Consider the following 20,601-nt stretch of genomic DNA (forward strand, 5'->3'; position numbering starts at 1 on the left):
TCTCTTCATCATCCCGAGCCCCCTCATGCGCCTACTGATCATCGAGGACGAACTGCGTACCGCCGATTACCTGCAACAGGGCCTGCGCGAGAACGGCTACGTGGTCGACTGCGCCCACACCGGCACCGACGGCTTGCACTTGGCCCGTCAACAGCCTTACGACCTGGTCATCCTCGACGTCAACCTGCCCGAGCTCGATGGCTGGACCGTGCTCCAACGCCTGCGCGCCGAATCGACCACGCGCATCATGATGCTCACTGCCCACGGCCGCCTGGCCGACCGGGTCAAAGGCCTGGACCTGGGTGCGGACGATTACCTGCTCAAGCCCTTCGAATTCCCGGAGCTGCTGGCACGCATCCGCAGCCTGTTGCGCCGCAACGACCAGCAAATGCAGCCCGGCACCCTGCGTGTTGCCGACCTGGAGCTGGACCCGGGCCGCCACCGCGCCTACCGCGCCGGGCAGCGTATCGACCTGACCGCCAAGGAATTCGCTTTGCTGCACCTGTTGATGCGCCAGACCGGCGAGGTGCTGTCCCGGACGCAGATCATCTCGCTGGTGTGGGACATGAACTTCGACTGCGACACCAATGTGGTCGAAGTGTCGATTCGGCGCTTGCGGGCGAAGATCGACGACCCCTTCGACAACAAGCTGATCCATACCCTGCGTGGCGTTGGCTATGTGCTCGAGGCACGCGTTTGAAAAACGCCAGCCTGTCGCTTCGCCTGGGACTGAGCGTGACCCTGATGGGCGCCGCACTGGTGCTGCTGCTGGCCTGCCTGGCGGTGTTCGCGCTGGAGCACGAACTGGACAGCCGCGCGCGCAAGGACCTGGCCCGCAAGATGCTGCAGGTCGAGCACAACCTGCGCGTCGACCTGCGCAGCGAGGACCTGGGCAGCCGTGCCCATCCGTTGCTCGACCTGGTGATGGGCCACGACAACCTCAGCCTCAACGTACTCGCCCTCGACGGGCGCCACCCACACCTGCTCAGTCTGGGCCCTGCCGTGGAATCGCGGGTCGGCGACCTGCACACCGACATGCGCCTGAATTTCCACGAATGGCGTGACAGCAGCGGCAACCAGATCCTCACCGTCACCCGCCAGATGCGCCTGCGCGACGACACCCCGGTGCGGGTCATGATGTCGCTCAACCGCGCCGACGACCAGGACCTGCTCCAGGCCTATCTACGCTCGACCCTGCTGGCCCTGCCACTGTTGCTGGTGCTGATCGGCGCCGGTGCCTGGTGGCTGATGCAACGTGGCCTGAAGCCGCTGCGCCGGTTCCGGCGCATTGCCGGACAGGTTTCGGCCCAGGACCTGCAGCACCGGCTGCCTGTCGCCGGCCTGCCGCTGGAACTGGCGGAGCTGGCGCGCAGCATCAACATCATGCTCGACCGCCTCGACCAGGGCGTGCGTCAGTTGTCCCAATTCTCCGACGACCTCGCCCATGAGTTGCGCACACCGCTGAGCAACCTGATGGGCAAGGCCCAGGTGACCCTGGCGCGTGAACGCGACAACGCCAACTACCGGGAAGTGCTGGAGGACAGCGTCGAGGAACTGACCCGGCTTAATCGCATCATCAACGACATGCTGTTTCTTGCCCAGGTCAGCCAGCCGCAAGCGCAGGTGGCGCTGAAGCCGTTGGCGCTCGCCAATGAGGCGTCACGCGTCAGCGAGTTGTTCGCATTCAGTGCCGAGCTAAAGGGTATCGAGTTGCACTTGCAGGGCTGGGGGACAGCACTGGCCGACCGCCTGAGTTTTCAGCGAGCGTTGTCGAACCTGTTGAGCAACGCCATTCGGCACAGCCCTGAGGACAAGCCTGTGGAGTTGCGAATCGAACGCCAGGGGTGTGAAGTTCGGCTATCAGTGGAAAACCAGGGGCCTGGTATTGCAGCAGAACACCAGTCGCGCTTGTTCGAGCGGTTTTACCGGGTAGGTTCGGGGCGCTCGCGGCTGGAGGGAGGCACAGGGCTGGGGCTGGCGATCGTCAAGTCGATCATGCAGTTGCATGGTGGGCGGGTCGAAGTGAACAGCGAAACCTTAGGGCCTACGCGGTTTACCCTGGTGTTTCCTGCTGAGTAAGCTGCCGCCTGTTCGGGCCCATTCGCGGGTAAACCCGCTGCTACATGGCTTGTATAACGCCATGTGGGAGCAGGTCTACCCGCGAATGGGCCCGAACAGGCAGCCTACCTGTCAGCGCGAAGCCGCGACGATCAGTGCCTTCATCTCGGCCACAGCGGCTTTGAAACCAACAAACAGTGCATGCGCCACCAGTGCATGACCGATGTTCAGTTCATTAATGCCCTTGATTGCCGCCACCGCCTCGACGTTGTGGTAATGCAGCCCGTGGCCAGCATTGACGATCAACCCCTGCCCCACGCCAAACGCCACACCATCGGCGACACGCTTCAGCTCCTCAGCCACTTCGCTCGGGGTTTGCGCATCGGCATAACGCCCGGTATGCAGCTCGATAGCCGGCGCGCCCACGCGGCGCGACGCCTCGATCTGCCGCTCGTCGGCATCGATGAACAGCGACACTTCGGCACCGGTACGTGCCAGGCGTTCTACTGCTGCCTTGATCCGTGCCTCCTGGCCCGCCACATCCAGCCCACCTTCGGTGGTCAGCTCCTGACGGGTCTCGGGTACCAGGCAGATATGCGCCGGACGGATCTGCTCGGCAAAGACCATCATCTCTTCGGTGACGCCCATCTCGAAGTTCATGCGGGTCTGCAGCACATCCTTGAGCAGCACCACGTCACGCTCCTGGATGTGCCGGCGGTCTTCGCGCAGGTGCACGGTGATGCCATCGGCACCGGCTTCCTCGGCATCCAGGGCGGCCTTGACCGGATCAGGGTAACGCGTGCCCCGGGCTTGGCGCAGGGTCGCCACGTGGTCGATATTTACGCCTAGAAGCATGCGGTTGCTGTGAGTCACGAAAGGCTCTCCTGAGGTATGAGCCCCACAGCATACGTCGTGATCAGCGCTTGCGAAACAGTTCCCGGCTGACCAGCGGTTTCGGCCCCAGGTGAACCGCCAATGCCTGGCGCATCAGGCGCTTGGCTGCCAACAAGGCGCCAGGGGCGTCCCAATCGGCTTCAGCCAGGGCCAGCAGCTCAGTGCCACGGAACAGGCCCGGCTGCACCAGCTCGATCCGCTCCAGGCCGGCATCTACACGCAAGCGATACAAGCCGTCGGCAGCGATCGGCTGGTCGTTGACGTCATGCGCCAAGGAAAACGCATACCCGAGTTCGTCCAGCAGCCGCCATTCGAAGGAACGCAGCAGCGGCTCCAGCGGACGACCGGCGGCCAACGCTTGCAGGGTCAGGGTGTAGTGTTCGAACAGTGCCGGGAACGGCGCTTCGGCAGGCAACAGGCGCATCAGCAGCTCGTTGAGGTACAACCCGCTGAACAGTGCATCGCCGTTCAGCCAGGCGGCAATACCGGCGCTGTCCATGCGCCCGACGTTCTTCAGCTCGCCGCGTCCGCGCAGCTCTACCTCCAACGGCACGAATGACCGCACCAGGCTGCCACCCTTGCCCCGCGCCCGCCGCAGCACCGCACGTACGCGGCCCTGCGGGGTGAAGAAGTCCACCAGCGCGCTGGTTTCCTTGTAGGCACGGCTATGCAGGACGTAGGCCGGTTGGCCGACAACTTGATCCATGTGCGATCTCTACTATTCACAAACAACTGTGGGAGCGGGTTTACCCGCGAATGCGGTGGTGAATCCACTGACGCATTCGCGGGGAAACCCGCTCCCACAGAGTAACCTGAGCAGTCAGGTGGAGTTACAGGTCGCCGTAGCCCAGCGAACGCAAGGCGCGCTCGTCGTCGGACCAGCCGCCTTTGACCTTGACCCAGAGGTTGAGCATGACCTTGGAGTCGAACAGCACTTCCATGTCCTTGCGCGCCTCGGAGCCGATGCGCTTGATGCGCTCGCCCTTGTCACCAATGATGATCTTCTTCTGGCCGTCGCGCTCGACCAGGATCAGCGCGTGGATATGCAGCACATGACCCTGCTGCTTGAACTCCTCGATTTCCACGGTGATCTGGTACGGCAGCTCTGCACCGAGCTGACGCATGATCTTCTCGCGAACCAGCTCGGCAGCCAGGAAGCGGCTGCTGCGGTCGGTGATCTGGTCTTCGGGGAAAAAGTGGTCGTTCTCCGGCAGGTGCTTGGCGATCTGCGCTTCCAGCGCTTCGAGGTTGTGCCCCTGCTGCGCAGAAATCGGCATCACCTCGGCATTCGGCAGTTGCTCCTGCAGCCACTGCAGGTGCGGAATCAGCTCGGCTTTCTCTTCCATGCGGTCGGTCTTGTTGACCGCGATGATCAGCGGGCCGGTCACGTACTGCACACGCTCCAGCACCAGTTGGTCCTCGTCGGTCCACTTGGTACGGTCGACCACGAAAATAACCACATCGACGTCCTTCAGGGCAGCCGATGCAGTGCGGTTCATGTAGCGGTTCAGGGCCTTGTCATTGGCCTTGTGCATGCCGGGGGTATCGACGTAGATCGCCTGCACATCACCCTCGGTCTTGATACCGAGCATGTTATGGCGGGTGGTCTGCGGCTTGCGCGAGGTAATCGCCAGCTTCTGGCCGAGGATGTGGTTGAGCAGGGTCGACTTGCCGACATTGGGGCGGCCGACAATGGCTACGTAGCCGCAGCGGGTCGGGGTGTTATCAGTCATTGCCATTCTCCACGCCCAGGGCGATCAGTGCAGACGCGGCGGCAACTTGCTCGGCAATACGCCGGCTAACGCCCTGGCCACGACTCTTGTTGTTCAGCAGCACCACTTCGCATTCGACGAAGAAGGTCCGGCAGTGCGGTTCACCCTGGATATCCACTACCTCATAACGCGGCAGCTCACAGCTGCGCGATTGCAGAAATTCCTGCAGGCGGGTTTTCGGATCCTTGTTGGTGTCGACCAGGGTCAGGCCTTCGAATTCGTCGGCCAACCAGGCGAGCACACGTTCGCGTGCCGTGTCCATGTCTGCGTCCAGATAGATGGCGCCGATCAGCGCCTCCAGGGCATCAGCCAGGATCGACTCGCGGCGGAAACCACCGCTCTTGAGCTCACCCGAACCCAGGCGCAGGTATTCGCCCAGGTCGAAACCACGGGCCAGGCGGGCCAGAGTCTCGCCCTTGACCAGCCGCGCTCGCAGGCGCGACAACTGGCCTTCACGGGCCTGCGGGAAGCGCTCGAACAGCGCTTCGCCGGCGACGAAGTTGAGAATGGCGTCACCGAGAAACTCCAGGCGCTCGTTATTGCGCCCGGCATAGCTGCGATGGGTCAGGGCCAGGAGCATCTGGTCCTGGTTCTTGAAGGTGTAACCGAGCTTTCGCTCCAGACGGGCAAGGGAAGCAGTCATGCGGCCACCCGTTGGTTGTTCAACGCGTTGTTCAAATCAACATCCTGAAAGACTGTTTGGCTGTGGTACGCCGCGAAACACGGCGAATCTCCCGATCCCTGAGAACACAGCCTATGTCAGAAATGCATTCGGCGCTGTCTGCTGGACAGCGCCGAAGGGTATCAATGGATCAGACCAACCCGCGACAGGTTGGGCAGGTGGCTGAGCTTGGGCTCTGGCCAGCTCATCCAGACCGCAAAGGCCTTGCCGACGATGTTCCGGTCCGGAACCATGCCGTGCAGTTCCTTGGGAATGTTCGGATCATCCCAGTAGCGGCTGTCGTTGGAGTTGTCGCGGTTGTCGCCCATCATGAAGTAATGGCCGGCCGGTACGGTCCATTGCTGGTCCGGCGGCATGCGATAACGGCTCATTTCCTTGCGGATCAGGTGTTCGGCCTCGCCGAGCTTTTCCTTGTACAGCTCGGCGCTGCCCAAGGTGCCCGGTTCGGTACCCACCAGTTGCTCGGCAATCGGCTGGCCGTTGACGAACAGCCGCTTGTCGTTGGTATAGCGGATCTGGTCGCCCGGCAGGCCGACCACACGCTTGATGTAATTGACGTTCGGGTCGCTCGGGTAGCGGAACACCATCACATCACCGCGCTGCGGGTCACCCACCTCGATGACCTTCTTGTCCACCACCGGCAGGCGAATGCCGTACGAGAACTTGTTCACCAGGATGAAGTCGCCCACTTCCAGGGTCGGTTTCATCGACCCGGAAGGGATCTGGAACGGTTCGACCAGGAACGAACGCAACACCAGCACGATGAACAGCACCGGGAAGAACGACTTGCCGTACTCGACCAGCAACGGTTCCTTGTTCAGGCGTTCGACCACCGCCATCTCGGGCTGGCTGACGCTGCCCTGATAGTTGGCGATTGCCGCACGCCGGCGCGGGGCCAGGAACAGCAGGTCGATCAAGCCCAGCAAACCGCAGACGAAGACGGCGATGACCAGCAACAGCGGGAAATTTAGCGACATAGGACCTAGCTATCCAACCTGAGCACGGCGAGGAAGGCTTCTTGTGGAATTTCCACGTTGCCCACCTGTTTCATGCGTTTCTTACCGGCCTTCTGCTTCTCCAGCAGTTTCTTCTTACGGCTGACGTCACCACCGTAGCACTTGGCCAGTACGTTCTTTCTGAGCGCCTTGACGGTTGTCCGCGCAATGATCTGGCCGCCAATGGCTGCCTGGATCGCCACATCGAACATCTGCCGAGGGATCAGCTCCTTCATCTTCTCGGTCAACGCACGGCCTTTGTAGGCCGCGTTGTCGCGGTGCACGATCAACGCCAGGGCGTCTACCTTGTCGCCGTTGATCAACACGTCCAGCTTGACCAGGTTGGCCGACTGATAGCGATCGAAATGATAGTCCAGCGAAGCATAGCCGCGGCTGGTGGACTTGAGACGATCGAAGAAGTCCAGCACCACTTCGTTCATCGGCATGTCGTAACGCACCTGCACCTGGCTGCCGAGGAACTGCATGTCGCGCTGCACGCCACGCTTCTCGATGCACAGGGTGATCACGTTGCCCAGGTGCTCCTGCGGCACCAGGATGGTCGCGGTGACGATCGGTTCGCGGAAATCGGTGACCGCCGAGACGTCAGGCAGCTTCGACGGGTTGTCGACGATGATGGTTTCGCCGGTTTTCAGCTCGAGCTCGTAGATCACGCTAGGTGCGGTGGTGATCAGGTCCAGGTCGTATTCGCGCTCCAGGCGCTCCTGGATGATTTCCATGTGCAGCATGCCGAGGAAGCCGCAACGGAAGCCGAAGCCCAGTGCATCGGAGCTTTCCGGCATGTACTGCAGCGACGAGTCGTTCAGGGTCAGCTTCTGCAGGGCATCGCGGAAGTCTTCGAAGTCGTCGGAGCTGACCGGGAACAGGCCGGCGTAGACCTGTGGCTGGATCTTCTTGAAGCCTGCCAGTACTTCGACCTCCGGGGTCGAGGACAAGGTCAGGGTGTCACCCACCGGGGCACCGTGAATGTCCTTGATGCTGGCGATGATGAAGCCCACTTCACCGGCTTTCAGGTCAGCCGTCTGGGTATGCTTCGGGGTGAATACGCCGACGCTGTCGACCAGGTGCACCTTGCCGGTGGACTTGACCAGGATCTTGTCGCCTTTCTTGACCCGGCCCTGGCGCACACGCACCAGCGAGACCACGCCCAGGTAGTTGTCGAACCAAGAGTCGATGATCAGCGCCTGCAGCGGCGCGTCAATTTCGCCTACCGGCGCAGGGATGGTGTGCACCAGGCGCTCGAGCACCTCGTCCACGCCCATGCCGCTCTTGGCACTGCAGGCCACGGCGTCGGTGGCGTCGATGCCGATGATCTTCTCGATCTCGTCCTTGACGCGGTCCGGATCTGCCTGCGGCAGGTCCATCTTGTTCAGCACCGGCATGACCTCGAGGCCCTGCTCGATGGCGGTGTAGCAGTTGGCGACCGATTGCGCCTCGACACCCTGGCCGGCATCGACGACCAGCAGTGCGCCTTCACAGGCCGCCAGCGAGCGCGAAACTTCATAGGTGAAGTCGACGTGGCCTGGGGTATCGATGAAGTTCAGCTGGTAGGTCTTGCCGTCCTGCGCCTTGTAGTGCAGCGTGACGCTGTGGGCCTTGATGGTGATCCCGCGCTCACGCTCCAGGTCCATGGAATCGAGCACCTGGGCTTCCATTTCGCGCGCCGACAGGCCACCGCACATCTGGATGAAACGGTCGGCCAGCGTCGACTTGCCATGGTCGATGTGGGCGATGATGGAGAAATTGCGGATATGACTCAAATCACTCACGGGTCAACACTCGAAAAGGCTGCGAGCCGGACGCCCGCCGAAAAATAGCCGGGAATTGTACCTTAAACAGCAGGGATAGGGGAGGTTCCTCTGTCCGACTGTACACAGGATTCGCCCCTGCAATTGTGAACGTTCATGAAAAAGGGCAGCCGAAGCTGCCCTTGTACCCTGCGAACGCGCTTACTCGGCGAGCTTGAAGGTGATGAAGCTGGCACGCCCCTGGCGCAGCACCCGCATCGACACCGAGCGGTTCTTCGGCAGGTCCTTGGCGATTTCGGTGAACTCCTTGGCCGAACCGATGGCCTGGTTGTTCAGATGGCTGATGACGTCACCCGGGCGCAGGCCGATCAGCGCTGCCGGGCCATCCTGGACTTCCTTGATGACCACGCCACCTTTGAGCTCCAGGGATTTCTTCTGCTCGGCGGACAGGTCGGCCACCGATACACCCAGGCGATTGCTGCTGCGCTCGGCGCTGCCTTCGGCACCGGTGCCGATATCGGCATCGTCATCCGGCATGGCACCCACGGCCACATCCAGGTTCTGGCGCTTGCCGTCGCGGATGATTTCGAGCCTGGCTTTCTCGCCATCCTTCAGGCTGCCCACCAGGTGCGGCAAATCTGCCGACATCACGATCGGTTGGCCGTTCATGCTCAGGATCACGTCACCCACCTGCAGGCCGCCCTTGGCTGCCGGACCGTTTTCCAGTACCTGCGCCACCAGCGCACCCGCCGGTTTGTCGAGGCCGAACGACTCGGCCAGGTCCTTGTTGACCTCTTGGATGACCACGCCCAGCCAGCCACGGCTGACCTTGCCGTCTTTCTTCAGCTGGTTGGACACATCGATCGCCACGTCGATCGGGATGGCGAACGACAGGCCCATGAAGCCGCCGGAACGGGTGAAGATCTGCGAGTTGATACCCACCACTTCGCCCTTCATGTTGAACAACGGGCCGCCGGAGTTACCCGGGTTGATGGCCACGTCGGTCTGGATGAACGGTACATAGGTGTCGTTGGGCAGGGTGCGGCCCTTGGCGCTGACGATACCTTTGGTCACCGAGTGGTCAAAGCCGAACGGCGAGCCGATGGCCAGTACCCACTCGCCTACCTTGAGCTTCTCGGAATCGCCCAGCTTGACGATCGGCAGGTTCTTGCCTTCGACCTTCAGCAGGGCCACATCGGTACGCGGGTCGGTGCCGATCAGCTTGGCCTGCAGCTCACTGCGGTCCGACAGGCGGACGATGATCTCGTCAGCATCGGCCACCACGTGGTTGTTGGTGAGCACATAACCGTCGCTGGAAATGATGAAGCCCGACCCCAGCGACATCGCCTCACGCTGGCGATCACCGCGCGGGGAGCGTGGCTGCTGCGGCATGTTGCGCTCGAAGAACTCGCGGAACATCGGCGGCAGGCCTTCCAGGTCCGGCATCTGCCCGGCGGCCATGCGCCGGTCCGGGAGCTTCTGCTTGGTACTGATGTTGACCACCGCCGGCGAGGCTTGCTCGACCAGGGTGGTGAAGTCCGGCAGGGCTTCCTCGGCCTGGGCGGTGAGCACCTGGCCGAGCATCAGCACGGCGGCGAACATCGATAGGTAGGATTTCAAGCGTGGTGTTGACATACGACTCCCGTCACAACGAGCGGTAGTTTAGAAAGGCCCCTGCACAACGCAGGAAAGGCCAGGCTCCTGAAAGCCTGACCTATAGAAAATTTGCCGATGGATTGCAAATGACAATGCTTTAATTTCATTTCAGCCGTATGTCCGCCCACCTTGGCAAAATTGCGAAAAGCGCGCCATCACTGGCGCGCCTGGGCATCCTGGGGGCGCATCGACAGTGCGACGCGTTCTGCCGTACCCAATGGGATTTCGCCGACCACGGTCACCATCACCTTGCCCTTGGGCGTGTTCAGGCGACGCGAAACCGCTGAAGTCGGGCCCAGCTGGGTGCGCATGTCGGTGCCGCCATCATCCTTGACCGATTCGAGGAATACCGAGAAACGCGCCAGGCCATCGTCGTACATGAGGCTGCTGACGGTGCTCCCGCGTTTCGGATCGGGGCGCACCGAACTGTTGACCAGCTCGAACCCGGGCGGCAGCCAGTCCGAGCGCCAGCCGGCGACGCTGTCGTTGCCAGCGGCCGCAACCTGCTGCACCGGCTTGCAGGCAGCGCTGGGGCGCAGGTCATTGTCGCTGGGCGGCTGACTGGTATCGAGGCGGGTCATCTGGAAGCGCTCCAGCAACTGCCCTTTGTCGTTGAGCATCAACGAGCGCAGCGGCAAACCGGTTAAACGGTCCAGATGCAATTCGAAAGCATAGCGGTGCTGGTCACGGGGGGTGAGCGTCACGATCACGGCGTCGCGCCCGGCGACCCGTGACTTGCCCGCCACGCTCAAGTCGTACCAACCCATCAGTTTCAGCGGATCAAGCACACGCGAGGCATTGTCCGGCGGCGTTGTCACACCGCTGACCAAGTCCCCGCTGACACACTCTACCTTTCCGTCCACGCGCACGATTTCCTGGGCGGCGCCATCGAGCTGCAATAGCCGCTCGCTGACCTTGCCGTCCACGACTTTGTGCCAGATATCGTGGGAAGAAAAACTGCCGTTGCGTTCGTAGACAAAAGAGCCTTGATAGCTCTGTTTTTGCTCGGCCTGTGCCAGCTTGTTCAGCCACTCATTCGCCTGGGGCGAAGAGTTGGCCGCCAATGCTGGCACCACCATGCAGCTGCCAATCAGCAGCGACAGGAGAGGTAGCGCGCGCATGATCCTCCTTACTTAACGGTTTTCCAGGCTGGCAGCGCGGGCATACGGCAAGGCGGTTTCAGTGCCCTTGAGCGCAGATTCCTGGGCGTGCTGGCGCAGATAGCCTGGCAGACGCTGATCCCATCCGGCCTGGTTCTGCAACACGCCGTTGGCCATTGGCCCGGTCGGTTGCTCACTGCTTTCACTATAGCCTGCCAGAACGGCCGGGCCCTGGGCTTGCGGCACGCTCAGACCCTGCTGGGCAGGTTGCTGGGCAGCCAGCTCGGCGCCGGTGATTTCGTCCTGGTTGTACATACGTACACCGGCCAGCACGGCCACGGTGACCGAGGCAGCAACCGCCAGGCGGCCAATGCTGCGCCACGGGCCTTTGTTGACCTTGGCCGGCACGGCTTCGTCAGCCAGCGCCGCAGACACCGCCGAGGCGATATCCAGGTTCGGCAGCAGCAGCTCCTTGTGCATGGCTGCACGGGCAACCTGGTAACGCGACCAGGTGGCACGGGTTTCGGCATTGTCGACGGCGCTCAGCACCCGACGCAGTTCCAGTTCGTCCGCTTCGTTATCCATCACCGCGGACAGCGATTCCTGCAAAGCTTCACGACTCATGGCGGTTCCTCTCTTGGCTGTCGCCGCTGTCTCAGGTTTCCTGCAACAACGGCTGCAGGGCTTTATCTATGGCCTCCCGAGCGCGGAAGATTCGAGAGCGCACGGTACCCACCGGACATTGCATGACACTCGCAATGTCTTCGTAACTCAGTCCGTCGAACTCGCGCAGGGTCAACGCCGTGCGCAGGTCTTCAGGCAGTTGCTGGATGGTGCGATGGACAGTGCCTTCGATTTCATCCCGCAACAACGAGCGCTCTGGGGACTCGAGATCCTTGAGACCATGATCGCCGTCATAAAACTCCGCATCCTCGGAGCTCACATCGCTGTCTGGCGGCCGTCTTCCACGGGACACCAGGTAGTTCTTCGCCGTGTTGATGGCGATGCGGTACAGCCACGTATAAAACGCACTGTCGCCGCGGAAGTTGCCAAGCGCACGGTAGGCCTTGATGAAGGCTTCCTGTGCTACATCCTGGGCCTCGTGGGTATCGTGAACGAACCGCACGATCAACCCGAGAATCTTGTGCTGATACTTCAGCACCAACAGATCGAACGCTCGCCTGTCACCGCGCTGCACGCGCTCGACAAGCTGCTGATCCTCTTCCTGGGTTAGCATGAACACTCCTCGGTGAACTCGAAGGAGCGCTGCATCAGCCATCGTTCAGGCTTGCAACCATAGACTCGGGCTTTGCGCAAAAGTTCTCCCCTCCAAGCAAGTTTCCTGCAGCCCTTGGTCGGCTTGCACGGAAGACGCGGCGCGGGCACGGCCGGCTACGTCGATAATCAGGTTTCGAATACGCAGGTACAGCCCGGAAAAGGCCTGCCACCCTGCGTCGCCGCGGCAAACTGTGGCGTGCGGGCAGCCTTCATAGGATTTCCGGGCATACCGGAAAGTTCCCGCAAAGGTTGTCGCGAACTGGCGGGCGGCATGGAAATTGGCCACCCGGGGCTGCTATAAAGGCTACCCGGCCAAGTTTAACGATAGTTTCACATTGCCATCGGCGCGTGACTATTGTGCCGTGCCCCTCCCGAAGATTACTAGTGTCCCGACATGAGCCAACAATTCCAACATGATGTCCTGGTGATCGGCAGCGGTGCCGCCGGTCTCAGCCTGGCACTGAACCTCCCCAGCCACCTGCGCGTCGCCGTGCTCAGCAAGGGCGACCTGGCCAACGGCTCGACCTTCTGGGCCCAGGGCGGTGTTGCAGCGGTGCTGGACAATACCGATACCGTACAGTCGCATGTCGAGGATACCCTCAATGCTGGCGGCGGCCTGTGCCATGAAGATGCGGTACGTTTTACCGTCGAGCACAGCCGCGAGGCCATCCAGTGGCTGATCGAGCAAGGCGTGCCCTTTACCCGCGACGAGCACAACAGCGTCGACGACGGCGGCTTCGAGTTCCACCTGACCCGCGAAGGCGGCCATAGCCACCGGCGCATCATTCACGCTGCCGACGCCACCGGTGCAGCAATTTTCACCACGCTGCTGGCCCAGGCCCGCCTGCGCCCGAATATCCAGTTGCTGGAGCAGCGTGTGGCGGTCGACCTGATCACCGAGCGCCGCCTGGGCCTGCCCGGCGAGCGCTGCCTGGGCGCCTATGTGCTCGACCGCAATACCGGTGAGGTAGATACCTTCGGCGCACGCTTCACGGTACTGGCCACGGGCGGTGCGGCCAAAGTCTACCTGTACACCAGCAACCCCGATGGCGCCTGCGGCGACGGCATTGCCATGGCCTGGCGCGCGGGGTGCCGGGTGGCGAACCTGGAATTCAACCAGTTCCACCCCACGTGCCTGTACCACCCGCAAGCCAAGAGCTTCCTGGTTACCGAAGCCCTGCGCGGCGAGGGTGCCCTGCTGCGCCTGCCCAATGGCGAGCGCTTCATGCCACGTTTCGATCCGCGCGAGGAACTGGCCCCGCGCGACATCGTGGCGCGTGCCATCGACCACGAGATGAAGCGCCTGGGCGTGGACTGCGTGTACCTGGACATCACCCACAAGCCCGCCGACTTCATCAAGAGCCACTTCCCAACCGTGTACGAACGCTGCCTGGGCTTTGGCATCGACATCACCCGCCAGCCGATCCCGGTGGTGCCAGCCGCGCACTACACCTGTGGCGGGGTTATGGTCGATGACCGCGGGCATACCGACGTACCAGGCCTGTACGCCATCGGCGAGACCAGCTTTACCGGCCTGCACGGCGCCAACCGCATGGCCAGCAACTCGTTGCTGGAATGCTTCGTGTATGGCCGCGCGGCGGCTGCGGACATCCAGGCGAACCTGGAGCAAGTGGCGATGCCCCAGGCCTTGCCTGGGTGGGACGCCAGCCAGGTTACAGACTCGGACGAAGACGTGATCATTGCGCACAACTGGGACGAATTGCGGCGATTCATGTGGGACTATGTCGGCATCGTGCGCACCAGCAAGCGCCTGCAGCGGGCCCAGCACCGCATTCGCCTGCTGCTGGACGAAATCGACGAGTTCTACAGCAATTACAAGGTCAGCCGGGACCTGATCGAGCTGCGTAATCTGGCGCAGGTGGCCGAGCTGATGATTTTGTCGGCGATGCAGCGCAAGGAAAGCCGGGGGTTGCATTACACCCTGGATTACCCGGGAATGCTGGATGAGGCGAGGGATACGGTGCTGAGTCCTTTGTGAGAGGGGGACTGGGCTAGCGTGCGGGTTGAGACCGGCAGTTGCCCGCCTTGCCATCTCCAGCGCCTGTGAAATCGAGTGCCGCGCGGGCGGCGCTCGATTTCACAGGCGCCGAAAATGCCATGGTGAACACCTGTCAGCCCTGACCCGCCCCCACATCAGCCCAACGTCGCCGACTGAACTTCAACCGCACCCGCAATCGCCGATGCTCATCCGGCCTCAGCGCATCGCGCAGCACACACTGGCTCTCCCCCACACACCGCCCGGGCCGCACAAAACGCAACACCACCAACCCCGGTAGCGCCACGCTGTCGCGACACAACCGCACCGGCTGCCAGCCACGCGCCCGGCTGAACACCTGCCAGCCGCGCATATCACGGCGCAGGCCGACAACGGCATGTTCATGGGTCAACAGAATTCGTCGGGGAATGGCGCAGCCAGCGTGGGCAATGCAGGCGGCGAGCACAGAAACGGCCAGCCACCCAGGCAGCGGGCTCGCACACACGGCAAGCCATGCCAGCACCTGACAGGTCAGGTAGGCCGCCAGCAGCAGGCGCGAGCCCTGCCAGCGGCACTCGAAGCACTCACTTGGGCTGGACACGGTCCAGAATGATGCGGACCATGCGCTGCAGCTCCGGGTCTTCGGACTCGGTACGCTCCATGAACCAGCCGAACATGTCCTGATCCTCACAGCTCAACAGGCGCACATACAGCTCGCGGTCAGTCTCGTTGAGGGTGGCGTACACTTCCTGGGTGAAAGGCACCAGCAGCACGTCCAGCTCCAGCATGCCGCGGCGGCTGTGCCAGAAAAGCCGGTTGAGTTCAGTTTGTTCGACCATGGGGCCCTCCTCGAATGGCCGGCCAGTATACAGCCAGGCGAGCGAAGCGGCACCGGGCGTTGGTCTAGTCACCTACCTATTTTGTTACCGGCGTTCTATGATGGCCGCCAGTCTTTAGCCACCGCGATGACCCATGGCCGATTCCGCTTTCTTCTGCCCCCTGTCCCACGAGGGCATCCTCGCCGTCCGCGGCTCCGATGCAGGCAAGTTCCTGCAAGGCCAGCTGACCTGCAACATCAACTATCTCAGCCCTGAATACGCCAGCCTCGGCGCCCGCTGCATGGTCAAGGGGCGCATGCAGTCAAGCTTCCGCATCCTGCCAGAAGGCAACGGCTACCTGCTGGCCATGGCCAGCGAGCTGCTAGACGCGCAATTGGCTGACCTGAAAAAGTACGCCGTGTTCTCCAAGGCCACGCTGACCGATGAAAGTGCCGCCTGGGCACGCTTCGGCCTGCAGGGTGGCGACACTGCACTGCAGTCGCTGGGGCTCGATGTGCCCGCAGACGCCGGCAGCACCGCGCGCCATGACGGCCTGATCGCCATCGCAGTGTCGGCGGGCCGCGTGGAACTGTGGGTACCTGCAGACAGCGCCGCCAGGGTGCGCCAGGCACTGGCCGGCGCCCTTCCCGAAGGCACCCTCGACGACTGGTTGCTGGGGCAGATCCGCGCCGGTATCGGCCAGGTCATGGGGCCAACCCGCGAGCTGTTCATCCCGCAGATGATCAACCTGCAGGCAGTTGACGGTGTCAGCTTCAAGAAGGGCTGCTACACCGGCCAGGAAATCGTCGCGCGCATGCAGTACCTGGGCAAGCTCAAACGCCGCCAGTACCGCCTGGCACTGGACCAGCAGGCTGCCCCCGCCCCGGGTGCCGAGATATTCTCGCCTACCCATGGCTCGTCGGTCGGTGAGGTGGTGCTGGCTGCCAATAATGGCGCGGGCTGCGAACTGCTCGCGGTGCTCAGCGCCGATGCGGTGGCCGACGACAATCTTCACCTGGGCAGCCTGGAAGGCCCGCGCCTGCAGGTGCTGACCCTGCCCTACGAACTGGACCGCGACCAGGAAATCCTGCGCTGACCAGCCTGCCCCGCCCCTGCGGCGGGGCCGCACCACCACTGCGGTAGACAAGCCCATGAACAAGCTGGCCGAGATGGTTCAAGCACAATTGCTTGATGCCATCGAAAAGGATGACCTGGTCCTGCCGACACTGCCCGAGGTTGCCTTGAGCATCCGCGAGGCAGCGGAAGACAGCGAGATCAGCGTAGCGGCCCTGAGCAAGGTAATCGGTCGCGATGCGGCCCTTTCAGCGCGCCTGATCAAGGTAGTCAACAGCCCATTGCTGCGCGCCGCGGTCGAGGTCACCGACCTGCATACCGCTATCACGCGGCTGGGGATCAATTACAGCTGCAACCTGGCCATCGGCCTGGTAATCGAACAGATTTTCCACGCACGGGCGCCGGCGGTTGAGCATAAACTGCGCGATATCTGGGCAAACAGCCTGGAAGTTGCCGGTATCAGCTATGAAGTCTGCCGTCGCTTCACCCAGCTCAAACCCGACCAGGCCACCCTTGGCGGGCTGGTCAACCAGATTGGCGCCCTGCCGGTGCTGATCTATGCCGAAGAGCACAACGAACTGTTGTCGGACCCGGTGTGCCTGCACTATGTGATCGAGCAGATTCAGCCGGTGCTGGGCGACAAGATCCTCAAGGCGTGGGAGTTTCCCGAGCAGTTGGTGAGCCTGCCAAGCCAGATCCAGGACCTGGACCGGCAGACCGACAAGGTCGATTACATCGACATCGTGCAGATCGCCCGCTGCATCAGCCAGCGCGGCCGCAACCGGCCGCTGGCAGCGCTGCCGGCGTACCGCCACCTGGGGTTGCCGTTCGGCACCGAGCTGGAGGTGGATGAGCTGCTGGAGGCGCGAAGCATGTTGCGCTGAGCCTGTGCTGGCCTCTTCGCGGGTTCACCCGCGAAGAGGCCAGCACAGGCAAACCCATCAGTCGGCAATAAAGCTCACCCGCACCCGCAACCCACCATTGGCTCCATCATGCAGGCTCACCTGCGCCAGATGCGCCCGGCAGATTTCGCCAACAATCGCCAGGCCAAGCCCGCTACCCTGCGCGCTACGCCGATAGAAACGTTCGAACACCCGTTCGCGCTCGGCCTCGGGAATCCCCGGCCCATCGTCCTCGACCTCCAGCACCGCCGGCGCCAATACCCGCAGAATCACATTGCCGCCCGCCGGTGTATGCGCCAGGGCATTGTCCACCAGGTTGCTCAGCAGCTCGTTGAGCAGCGTCGGCTCCCCCTTCAGCCATACCGGCGCCTCGGCCTCGAGCGCCAGCGCGACCCCGCGCTTGTGGGCCAGCGGCGCCATGGCCATGCCCAGCTCACGGGCCAGCTGGCTCAAGTCCAGGCGCTGCGCGCCGCCCTCGGCAATCGCCCGCGCACCGTTCTCGACCCGCGCCAGCGACAGCAGCTGGTTAGCCAAGTGGGTCAGGCGATCGGTACCCTGGGCCGCAGATTCCAAGGTCTGCCGCCACTCCTGCGGCTCGGAAGAGCGCAGGCCCAACTCGACCCGGGCCTTCAGCGCCGCCAGTGGTGTACGCAGCTCATGTGCGGCGTCGGCGATGAACTGCGCCTGGCGCTCGAACTGGCCGCGCAAGCGCTCGGTAAAGTGGTTCAAGGCCCGTACCAGCGGACCCAGCTCGCGCTGCACCTGTACCACCGGCAGGGCCCGCAGGTCGTCCGGCTGGCGCTCTTCCACCGCTGTGCGCAGGCGCTCCAGCGGCCGCAGCGCTGCACTCACGGCAAACCACACCATCACCAGCGCACCCAGTGCCAGCATCCCCAGGCGCAACAGGGTATCGGCCATCAGCCCGCGAGCCATGCGCACCCGCGCTTCCTCTGTTTCGGCAACGCGAATTTCCGCCATGCCGTTCATGTTCGGCTCGCTGACCGCCTTCAGCAGGCTGACCACGCGCACGTCCTGGCCCAGGTAGGTGGCGTTGTAGAACCGCGCCAGCGCCGGGTAGTCGTCGGTGCGGGGGGTGCCCGCAGGTGGTGCAGGCAGGTTCTCGTAGCCGGAAATCAGCCGCTGCTTGATATCCAGCACCTGATAGTAGATCCGCCCGGCGCTGTCATAGGCGAAGGTATCCAGGGCCACGTAGGGCACGTCCGCACTCAGCGAGCCATCGCGTTGCGACAGACCGGCGGCGATGGTCCGCGCCGACGCCAGCAGTGTGCGGTCGTAGGCGGTGTCGGCGGCCTCTCGGCCGTTCCAGTACGCGCTCAGGCCGCTGGCCAGCATCAGCACCACCAGCAACAGGGCCAGATTGCCCAGCAAGCGCCCGCGCAGGCTACCGTTGTCACGCATCGCGATGCTCGAGCAGGTAGCCCAGGCCGCGGAAGGTGACAATGGCCACCGGGTGGCCGTCCAGCTTCTTGCGCAGGCGGTGGATGTAGATTTCGATGGCGTCGGGGCTGGCCTCTTCGTCCAGGCCGAACACCTGGGCGGCCAGTTGCTCCTTGCTCATCACGCGGCCCGGCCGGGCGATCAGCGCTTCCAGCACGCTCTGTTCGCGCGAGGTCAGGGTCAGGTTGTCGTCACCGAGCGAGAAACGCCGTGTGTCGAGGTCGTACACCAGCGGCCCACAGCGTTGCTGGCGCTCACCACCGAGCACGCTGCGGCGCAGCAGGGCCTTCACCCGGGCCTCCAGCTCGGTCAGCTCGAACGGCTTGGCCAGGTAGTCGTCGGCCCCCAGGTTCAAGCCATGCACCCGGTCCTTGACGTCGCTGCGCGCGGTCAGCATCAGCACCGGCACGGTCTTGCCGCGGCCACGCAGGCGCGCCAGCACCTCGAAGCCATCCATGCGCGGCAAGCCGACATCCAGCACGACCACCGCATATTCCTCACTGGCCAAGGCCAGGTCGGCAGCCACGCCGTCATGCAGCACATCCACGGTCAGGCCGTGGCTCTTCAGGGCCTGGGCCACGCTTTCGGCCAGTTGCAGATGGTCTTCGACCAGCAGCACACGCATCGGTTTCTCCCTGCTCGGGTGGGGCGGTGGCGCGGAGTGTACCGCTGTCCTCAGGCCTGTGAAGCCCCTGGTAACAAACCTTTCTCATTGAAAGGTTAGCGAAAGGTTCGTTGCCTAGCATCGCACCACGGTCGCTCCTCGCGCCGAAAAAAGCACCAGCAAGGTGCAACGAATAAGAACAATAAACGGAGTCATCATCGATGCTGTCATCGCAGCCGCAGGCGTTCGCGCCTACCCGTTCCTTTGCCGCACGCCCCTCTGCCATCGCCAGCGCCCTTGCGCTTGCCGGTGTTGCCCCGATGAGCCAGGCCGCCTTCTTCGAAGACAGCACAGCCACCTTCGAAACCCGAAACATGTACTTCAACCGCGACTTCCGCGACGGCACCAGCGCGCAACAATCCAAGCGCGACGAGTGGGCCCAGGGTTTCATCCTCAACTTCGAGTCCGGCTACACCGATGGCACCGTAGGCTTTGGCCTGGATGCGCTGGGCATGCTCGGCATCAAGCTCGACTCCAGCCCCGACCGCACCGACAGCGGCCTGCTGCCGACCCACGATGATGGCAAGGCTGCCGACGAGTACTCCAAACTCGGGCTGACCGGCAAGGTCAAGATCTCGCAGACCGAACTGAAGATCGGCACCCTGATCCCCGAACTGCCGACCCTGCAGCCCAACGATGGGCGGATCCTGCCGCAAACCTTCGAAGGCGGCCTGCTTACCTCGAAGGAGATCAAGGGCCTGACGTTCACCGGTGGCCGCCTGGACAAGGCCAAGGACCGCAACGACACCAACTGGGAAGACCTGGCCCTGAACAACAAGAACGGCCGCTTTGGTGGCTCGTTCAGCGCCGACAACCTGGCCTTGGGTGGCCTGGACTACCAGTTCACCGACCGCATCACCGGCAGCTACCACTTCGCCCAGCTCGACGATATCTACCGCCAGCACTTCATCGGCATGGTCGCGACCCAGCCGTGGGGCCCGGGTACCTTCGGCGCCGACCTGCGCCTGGCAGTCAGTGACGACGCCGGCGCCGCCAAGGCCGGCAACATCGACAACACCACGGTCAACGGCATGCTCAGCTACAGCCTGGGCGGACACAAGGTCAGCGGTGCCTGGCAGCAGTTGTCCGGCGACAGCGCCTTCCCGTATGTCGATGGCGCCGACCCGTATCTGGTCAACTTCGTCCAGATCAACGACTTTGCCGGTGCCGACGAGCGTTCCTGGCAGGCGCGCTACGACTACAACTTTGCCGCGCTCGGCGTACCTGGCCTGACCTTCATGACCCGCTACATCAGCGGCGACAACGTCAGCCGCGCCGCCGGTGGTGAAGGCAAGGAGTGGGAGCGCAATACCGAACTGAAGTACGTGGTACAAAGCGGCGCGCTGAAAAACGTCGCCGTGCGCCTGCGCAACGCCACCTTCCGCTCCAACTTCGCCCGCGATGCCGACGAAGTGCGGCTGCTGGTGAGCTACAGCGTGGCGCTGTGGTAAGCCAATAGCGATAACCCGATAACAACAACGCTCACGG

At 63.1% G+C, this 20,601-nt stretch carries 20 protein-coding genes; 6 read left to right on the forward strand and 14 right to left on the reverse strand.

What is annotated here, in order from left to right:
• Positions 1 to 25: 25 nt before the first annotated feature.
• Positions 26 to 700, forward strand: a complete 675-nt coding sequence (locus tag AC5O5I_RS22735; RefSeq protein ID WP_172223560.1) for a heavy metal response regulator transcription factor — start codon at positions 26 to 28, stop codon at positions 698 to 700.
• Positions 697 to 2,079 (forward strand): heavy metal sensor histidine kinase, encoded by a 1,383-nt coding sequence (locus tag AC5O5I_RS22740; protein WP_494511613.1) that lies wholly within the window; start codon positions 697 to 699, stop codon positions 2,077 to 2,079. Before AC5O5I_RS22735 ends, AC5O5I_RS22740 begins: the two co-directional genes overlap by 4 nt.
• Before the next feature lie 111 nt (positions 2,080 to 2,190).
• Here the strand turns inward: AC5O5I_RS22740 and pdxJ are convergent, their stop codons facing one another.
• From pdxJ to rpoE, 10 genes are all read right to left on the reverse strand, one after another.
• Complete coding sequence (gene pdxJ / locus AC5O5I_RS22745; RefSeq protein WP_175586180.1) at positions 2,191 to 2,913, reverse strand: pyridoxine 5'-phosphate synthase; 723 nt, start codon at positions 2,911 to 2,913, stop codon at positions 2,191 to 2,193.
• A 61-nt stretch (positions 2,914 to 2,974) separates the two neighbouring features.
• Positions 2,975 to 3,658 (reverse strand): DNA repair protein RecO, encoded by a 684-nt coding sequence (gene recO / locus AC5O5I_RS22750; RefSeq protein WP_172223551.1) that lies wholly within the window; start codon positions 3,656 to 3,658, stop codon positions 2,975 to 2,977.
• A gap of 124 nt (positions 3,659 to 3,782) precedes the next feature.
• Entirely contained in the window at positions 3,783 to 4,685 is a 903-nt protein-coding gene (era, locus tag AC5O5I_RS22755; protein WP_172223548.1) for a GTPase Era, read from the reverse strand.
• Positions 4,678 to 5,367, reverse strand: a complete 690-nt coding sequence (rnc, locus tag AC5O5I_RS22760; RefSeq protein WP_012273927.1) for a ribonuclease III — start codon at positions 5,365 to 5,367, stop codon at positions 4,678 to 4,680. Before rnc ends, era begins: the two co-directional genes overlap by 8 nt.
• 161 nt (positions 5,368 to 5,528) lie before the next feature.
• On the reverse strand, positions 5,529 to 6,383 hold the full coding sequence (lepB, locus tag AC5O5I_RS22765) for a signal peptidase I (RefSeq protein WP_172223543.1): 855 nt from the start codon (positions 6,381 to 6,383) through the stop codon (positions 5,529 to 5,531).
• A 5-nt stretch (positions 6,384 to 6,388) separates the two neighbouring features.
• The gene (gene lepA / locus AC5O5I_RS22770) at positions 6,389 to 8,188 is read right to left on the reverse strand and encodes a translation elongation factor 4 (RefSeq protein WP_016498174.1); all 1,800 of its coding nucleotides are present in this window, start codon (positions 8,186 to 8,188) and stop codon (positions 6,389 to 6,391) included.
• A 180-nt stretch (positions 8,189 to 8,368) separates the two neighbouring features.
• Positions 8,369 to 9,769, reverse strand: coding sequence for a DegQ family serine endoprotease (locus tag AC5O5I_RS22775; protein ID WP_494512785.1), 1,401 nt, complete (start codon positions 9,767 to 9,769; stop codon positions 8,369 to 8,371).
• Positions 9,770 to 9,978: 209 nt separating this feature from the next.
• Positions 9,979 to 10,944: a MucB/RseB C-terminal domain-containing protein gene (locus tag AC5O5I_RS22780; protein WP_172223536.1), complete on the reverse strand. Its 966-nt coding sequence runs from the start codon at positions 10,942 to 10,944 to the stop codon at positions 9,979 to 9,981.
• 12 nt (positions 10,945 to 10,956) lie between these two features.
• Complete coding sequence (locus AC5O5I_RS22785) at positions 10,957 to 11,547, reverse strand: sigma-E factor negative regulatory protein (protein ID WP_172223533.1); 591 nt, start codon at positions 11,545 to 11,547, stop codon at positions 10,957 to 10,959.
• 31 nt (positions 11,548 to 11,578) lie between these two features.
• Positions 11,579 to 12,160, reverse strand: coding sequence for an RNA polymerase sigma factor RpoE/AlgU (rpoE, locus tag AC5O5I_RS22790; protein WP_003252049.1), 582 nt, complete (start codon positions 12,158 to 12,160; stop codon positions 11,579 to 11,581).
• A gap of 435 nt (positions 12,161 to 12,595) precedes the next feature.
• On the opposite strand from rpoE, the gene nadB reads away from it, so the two are divergent.
• The gene (nadB, locus tag AC5O5I_RS22795; RefSeq protein ID WP_172223529.1) at positions 12,596 to 14,200 is read left to right on the forward strand and encodes an L-aspartate oxidase; all 1,605 of its coding nucleotides are present in this window, start codon (positions 12,596 to 12,598) and stop codon (positions 14,198 to 14,200) included.
• 133 nt (positions 14,201 to 14,333) lie between these two features.
• Here nadB and AC5O5I_RS22800 read toward each other — a convergent pair whose 3' ends face one another.
• Both AC5O5I_RS22800 and AC5O5I_RS22805 read right to left on the reverse strand, forming a co-directional pair.
• On the reverse strand, positions 14,334 to 14,798 hold the full coding sequence (locus tag AC5O5I_RS22800; protein ID WP_172286213.1) for a protein YgfX: 465 nt from the start codon (positions 14,796 to 14,798) through the stop codon (positions 14,334 to 14,336).
• A complete protein-coding gene (locus AC5O5I_RS22805) occupies positions 14,782 to 15,036 on the reverse strand; it encodes an FAD assembly factor SdhE (protein ID WP_172223520.1) in 255 nt (84 codons plus the stop codon). The genes AC5O5I_RS22800 and AC5O5I_RS22805 overlap by 17 nt, the downstream gene beginning before the upstream one ends.
• A gap of 133 nt (positions 15,037 to 15,169) precedes the next feature.
• Here AC5O5I_RS22805 and ygfZ point away from each other — a divergent pair, with 133 nt between their 5' ends.
• Together ygfZ and AC5O5I_RS22815 are read left to right on the forward strand one after the other, a co-directional pair.
• Entirely contained in the window at positions 15,170 to 16,111 is a 942-nt protein-coding gene (gene ygfZ, locus AC5O5I_RS22810) for a CAF17-like 4Fe-4S cluster assembly/insertion protein YgfZ (protein WP_172223517.1), read from the forward strand.
• Between the two features lie 55 nt (positions 16,112 to 16,166).
• Positions 16,167 to 16,973, forward strand: a complete 807-nt coding sequence (locus tag AC5O5I_RS22815; protein ID WP_172223514.1) for an HDOD domain-containing protein — start codon at positions 16,167 to 16,169, stop codon at positions 16,971 to 16,973.
• 57 nt (positions 16,974 to 17,030) lie between these two features.
• Here the strand turns inward: AC5O5I_RS22815 and AC5O5I_RS22820 are convergent, their stop codons facing one another.
• Together AC5O5I_RS22820 and AC5O5I_RS22825 are read right to left on the reverse strand one after the other, a co-directional pair.
• Positions 17,031 to 18,410, reverse strand: coding sequence for a sensor histidine kinase (locus AC5O5I_RS22820; protein WP_172232647.1), 1,380 nt, complete (start codon positions 18,408 to 18,410; stop codon positions 17,031 to 17,033).
• Positions 18,403 to 19,074 (reverse strand): response regulator, encoded by a 672-nt coding sequence (locus AC5O5I_RS22825; RefSeq protein WP_172232650.1) that lies wholly within the window; start codon positions 19,072 to 19,074, stop codon positions 18,403 to 18,405. Before AC5O5I_RS22825 ends, AC5O5I_RS22820 begins: the two co-directional genes overlap by 8 nt.
• Positions 19,075 to 19,274: 200 nt before the next feature.
• Here AC5O5I_RS22825 and AC5O5I_RS22830 point away from each other — a divergent pair, with 200 nt between their 5' ends.
• Positions 19,275 to 20,564: an OprD family porin gene (locus AC5O5I_RS22830; protein WP_494511614.1), complete on the forward strand. Its 1,290-nt coding sequence runs from the start codon at positions 19,275 to 19,277 to the stop codon at positions 20,562 to 20,564.
• Positions 20,565 to 20,601 lie beyond the last annotated feature (37 nt).

This window comes from Pseudomonas sp. 9_2_1 (assembly GCF_059295275.1).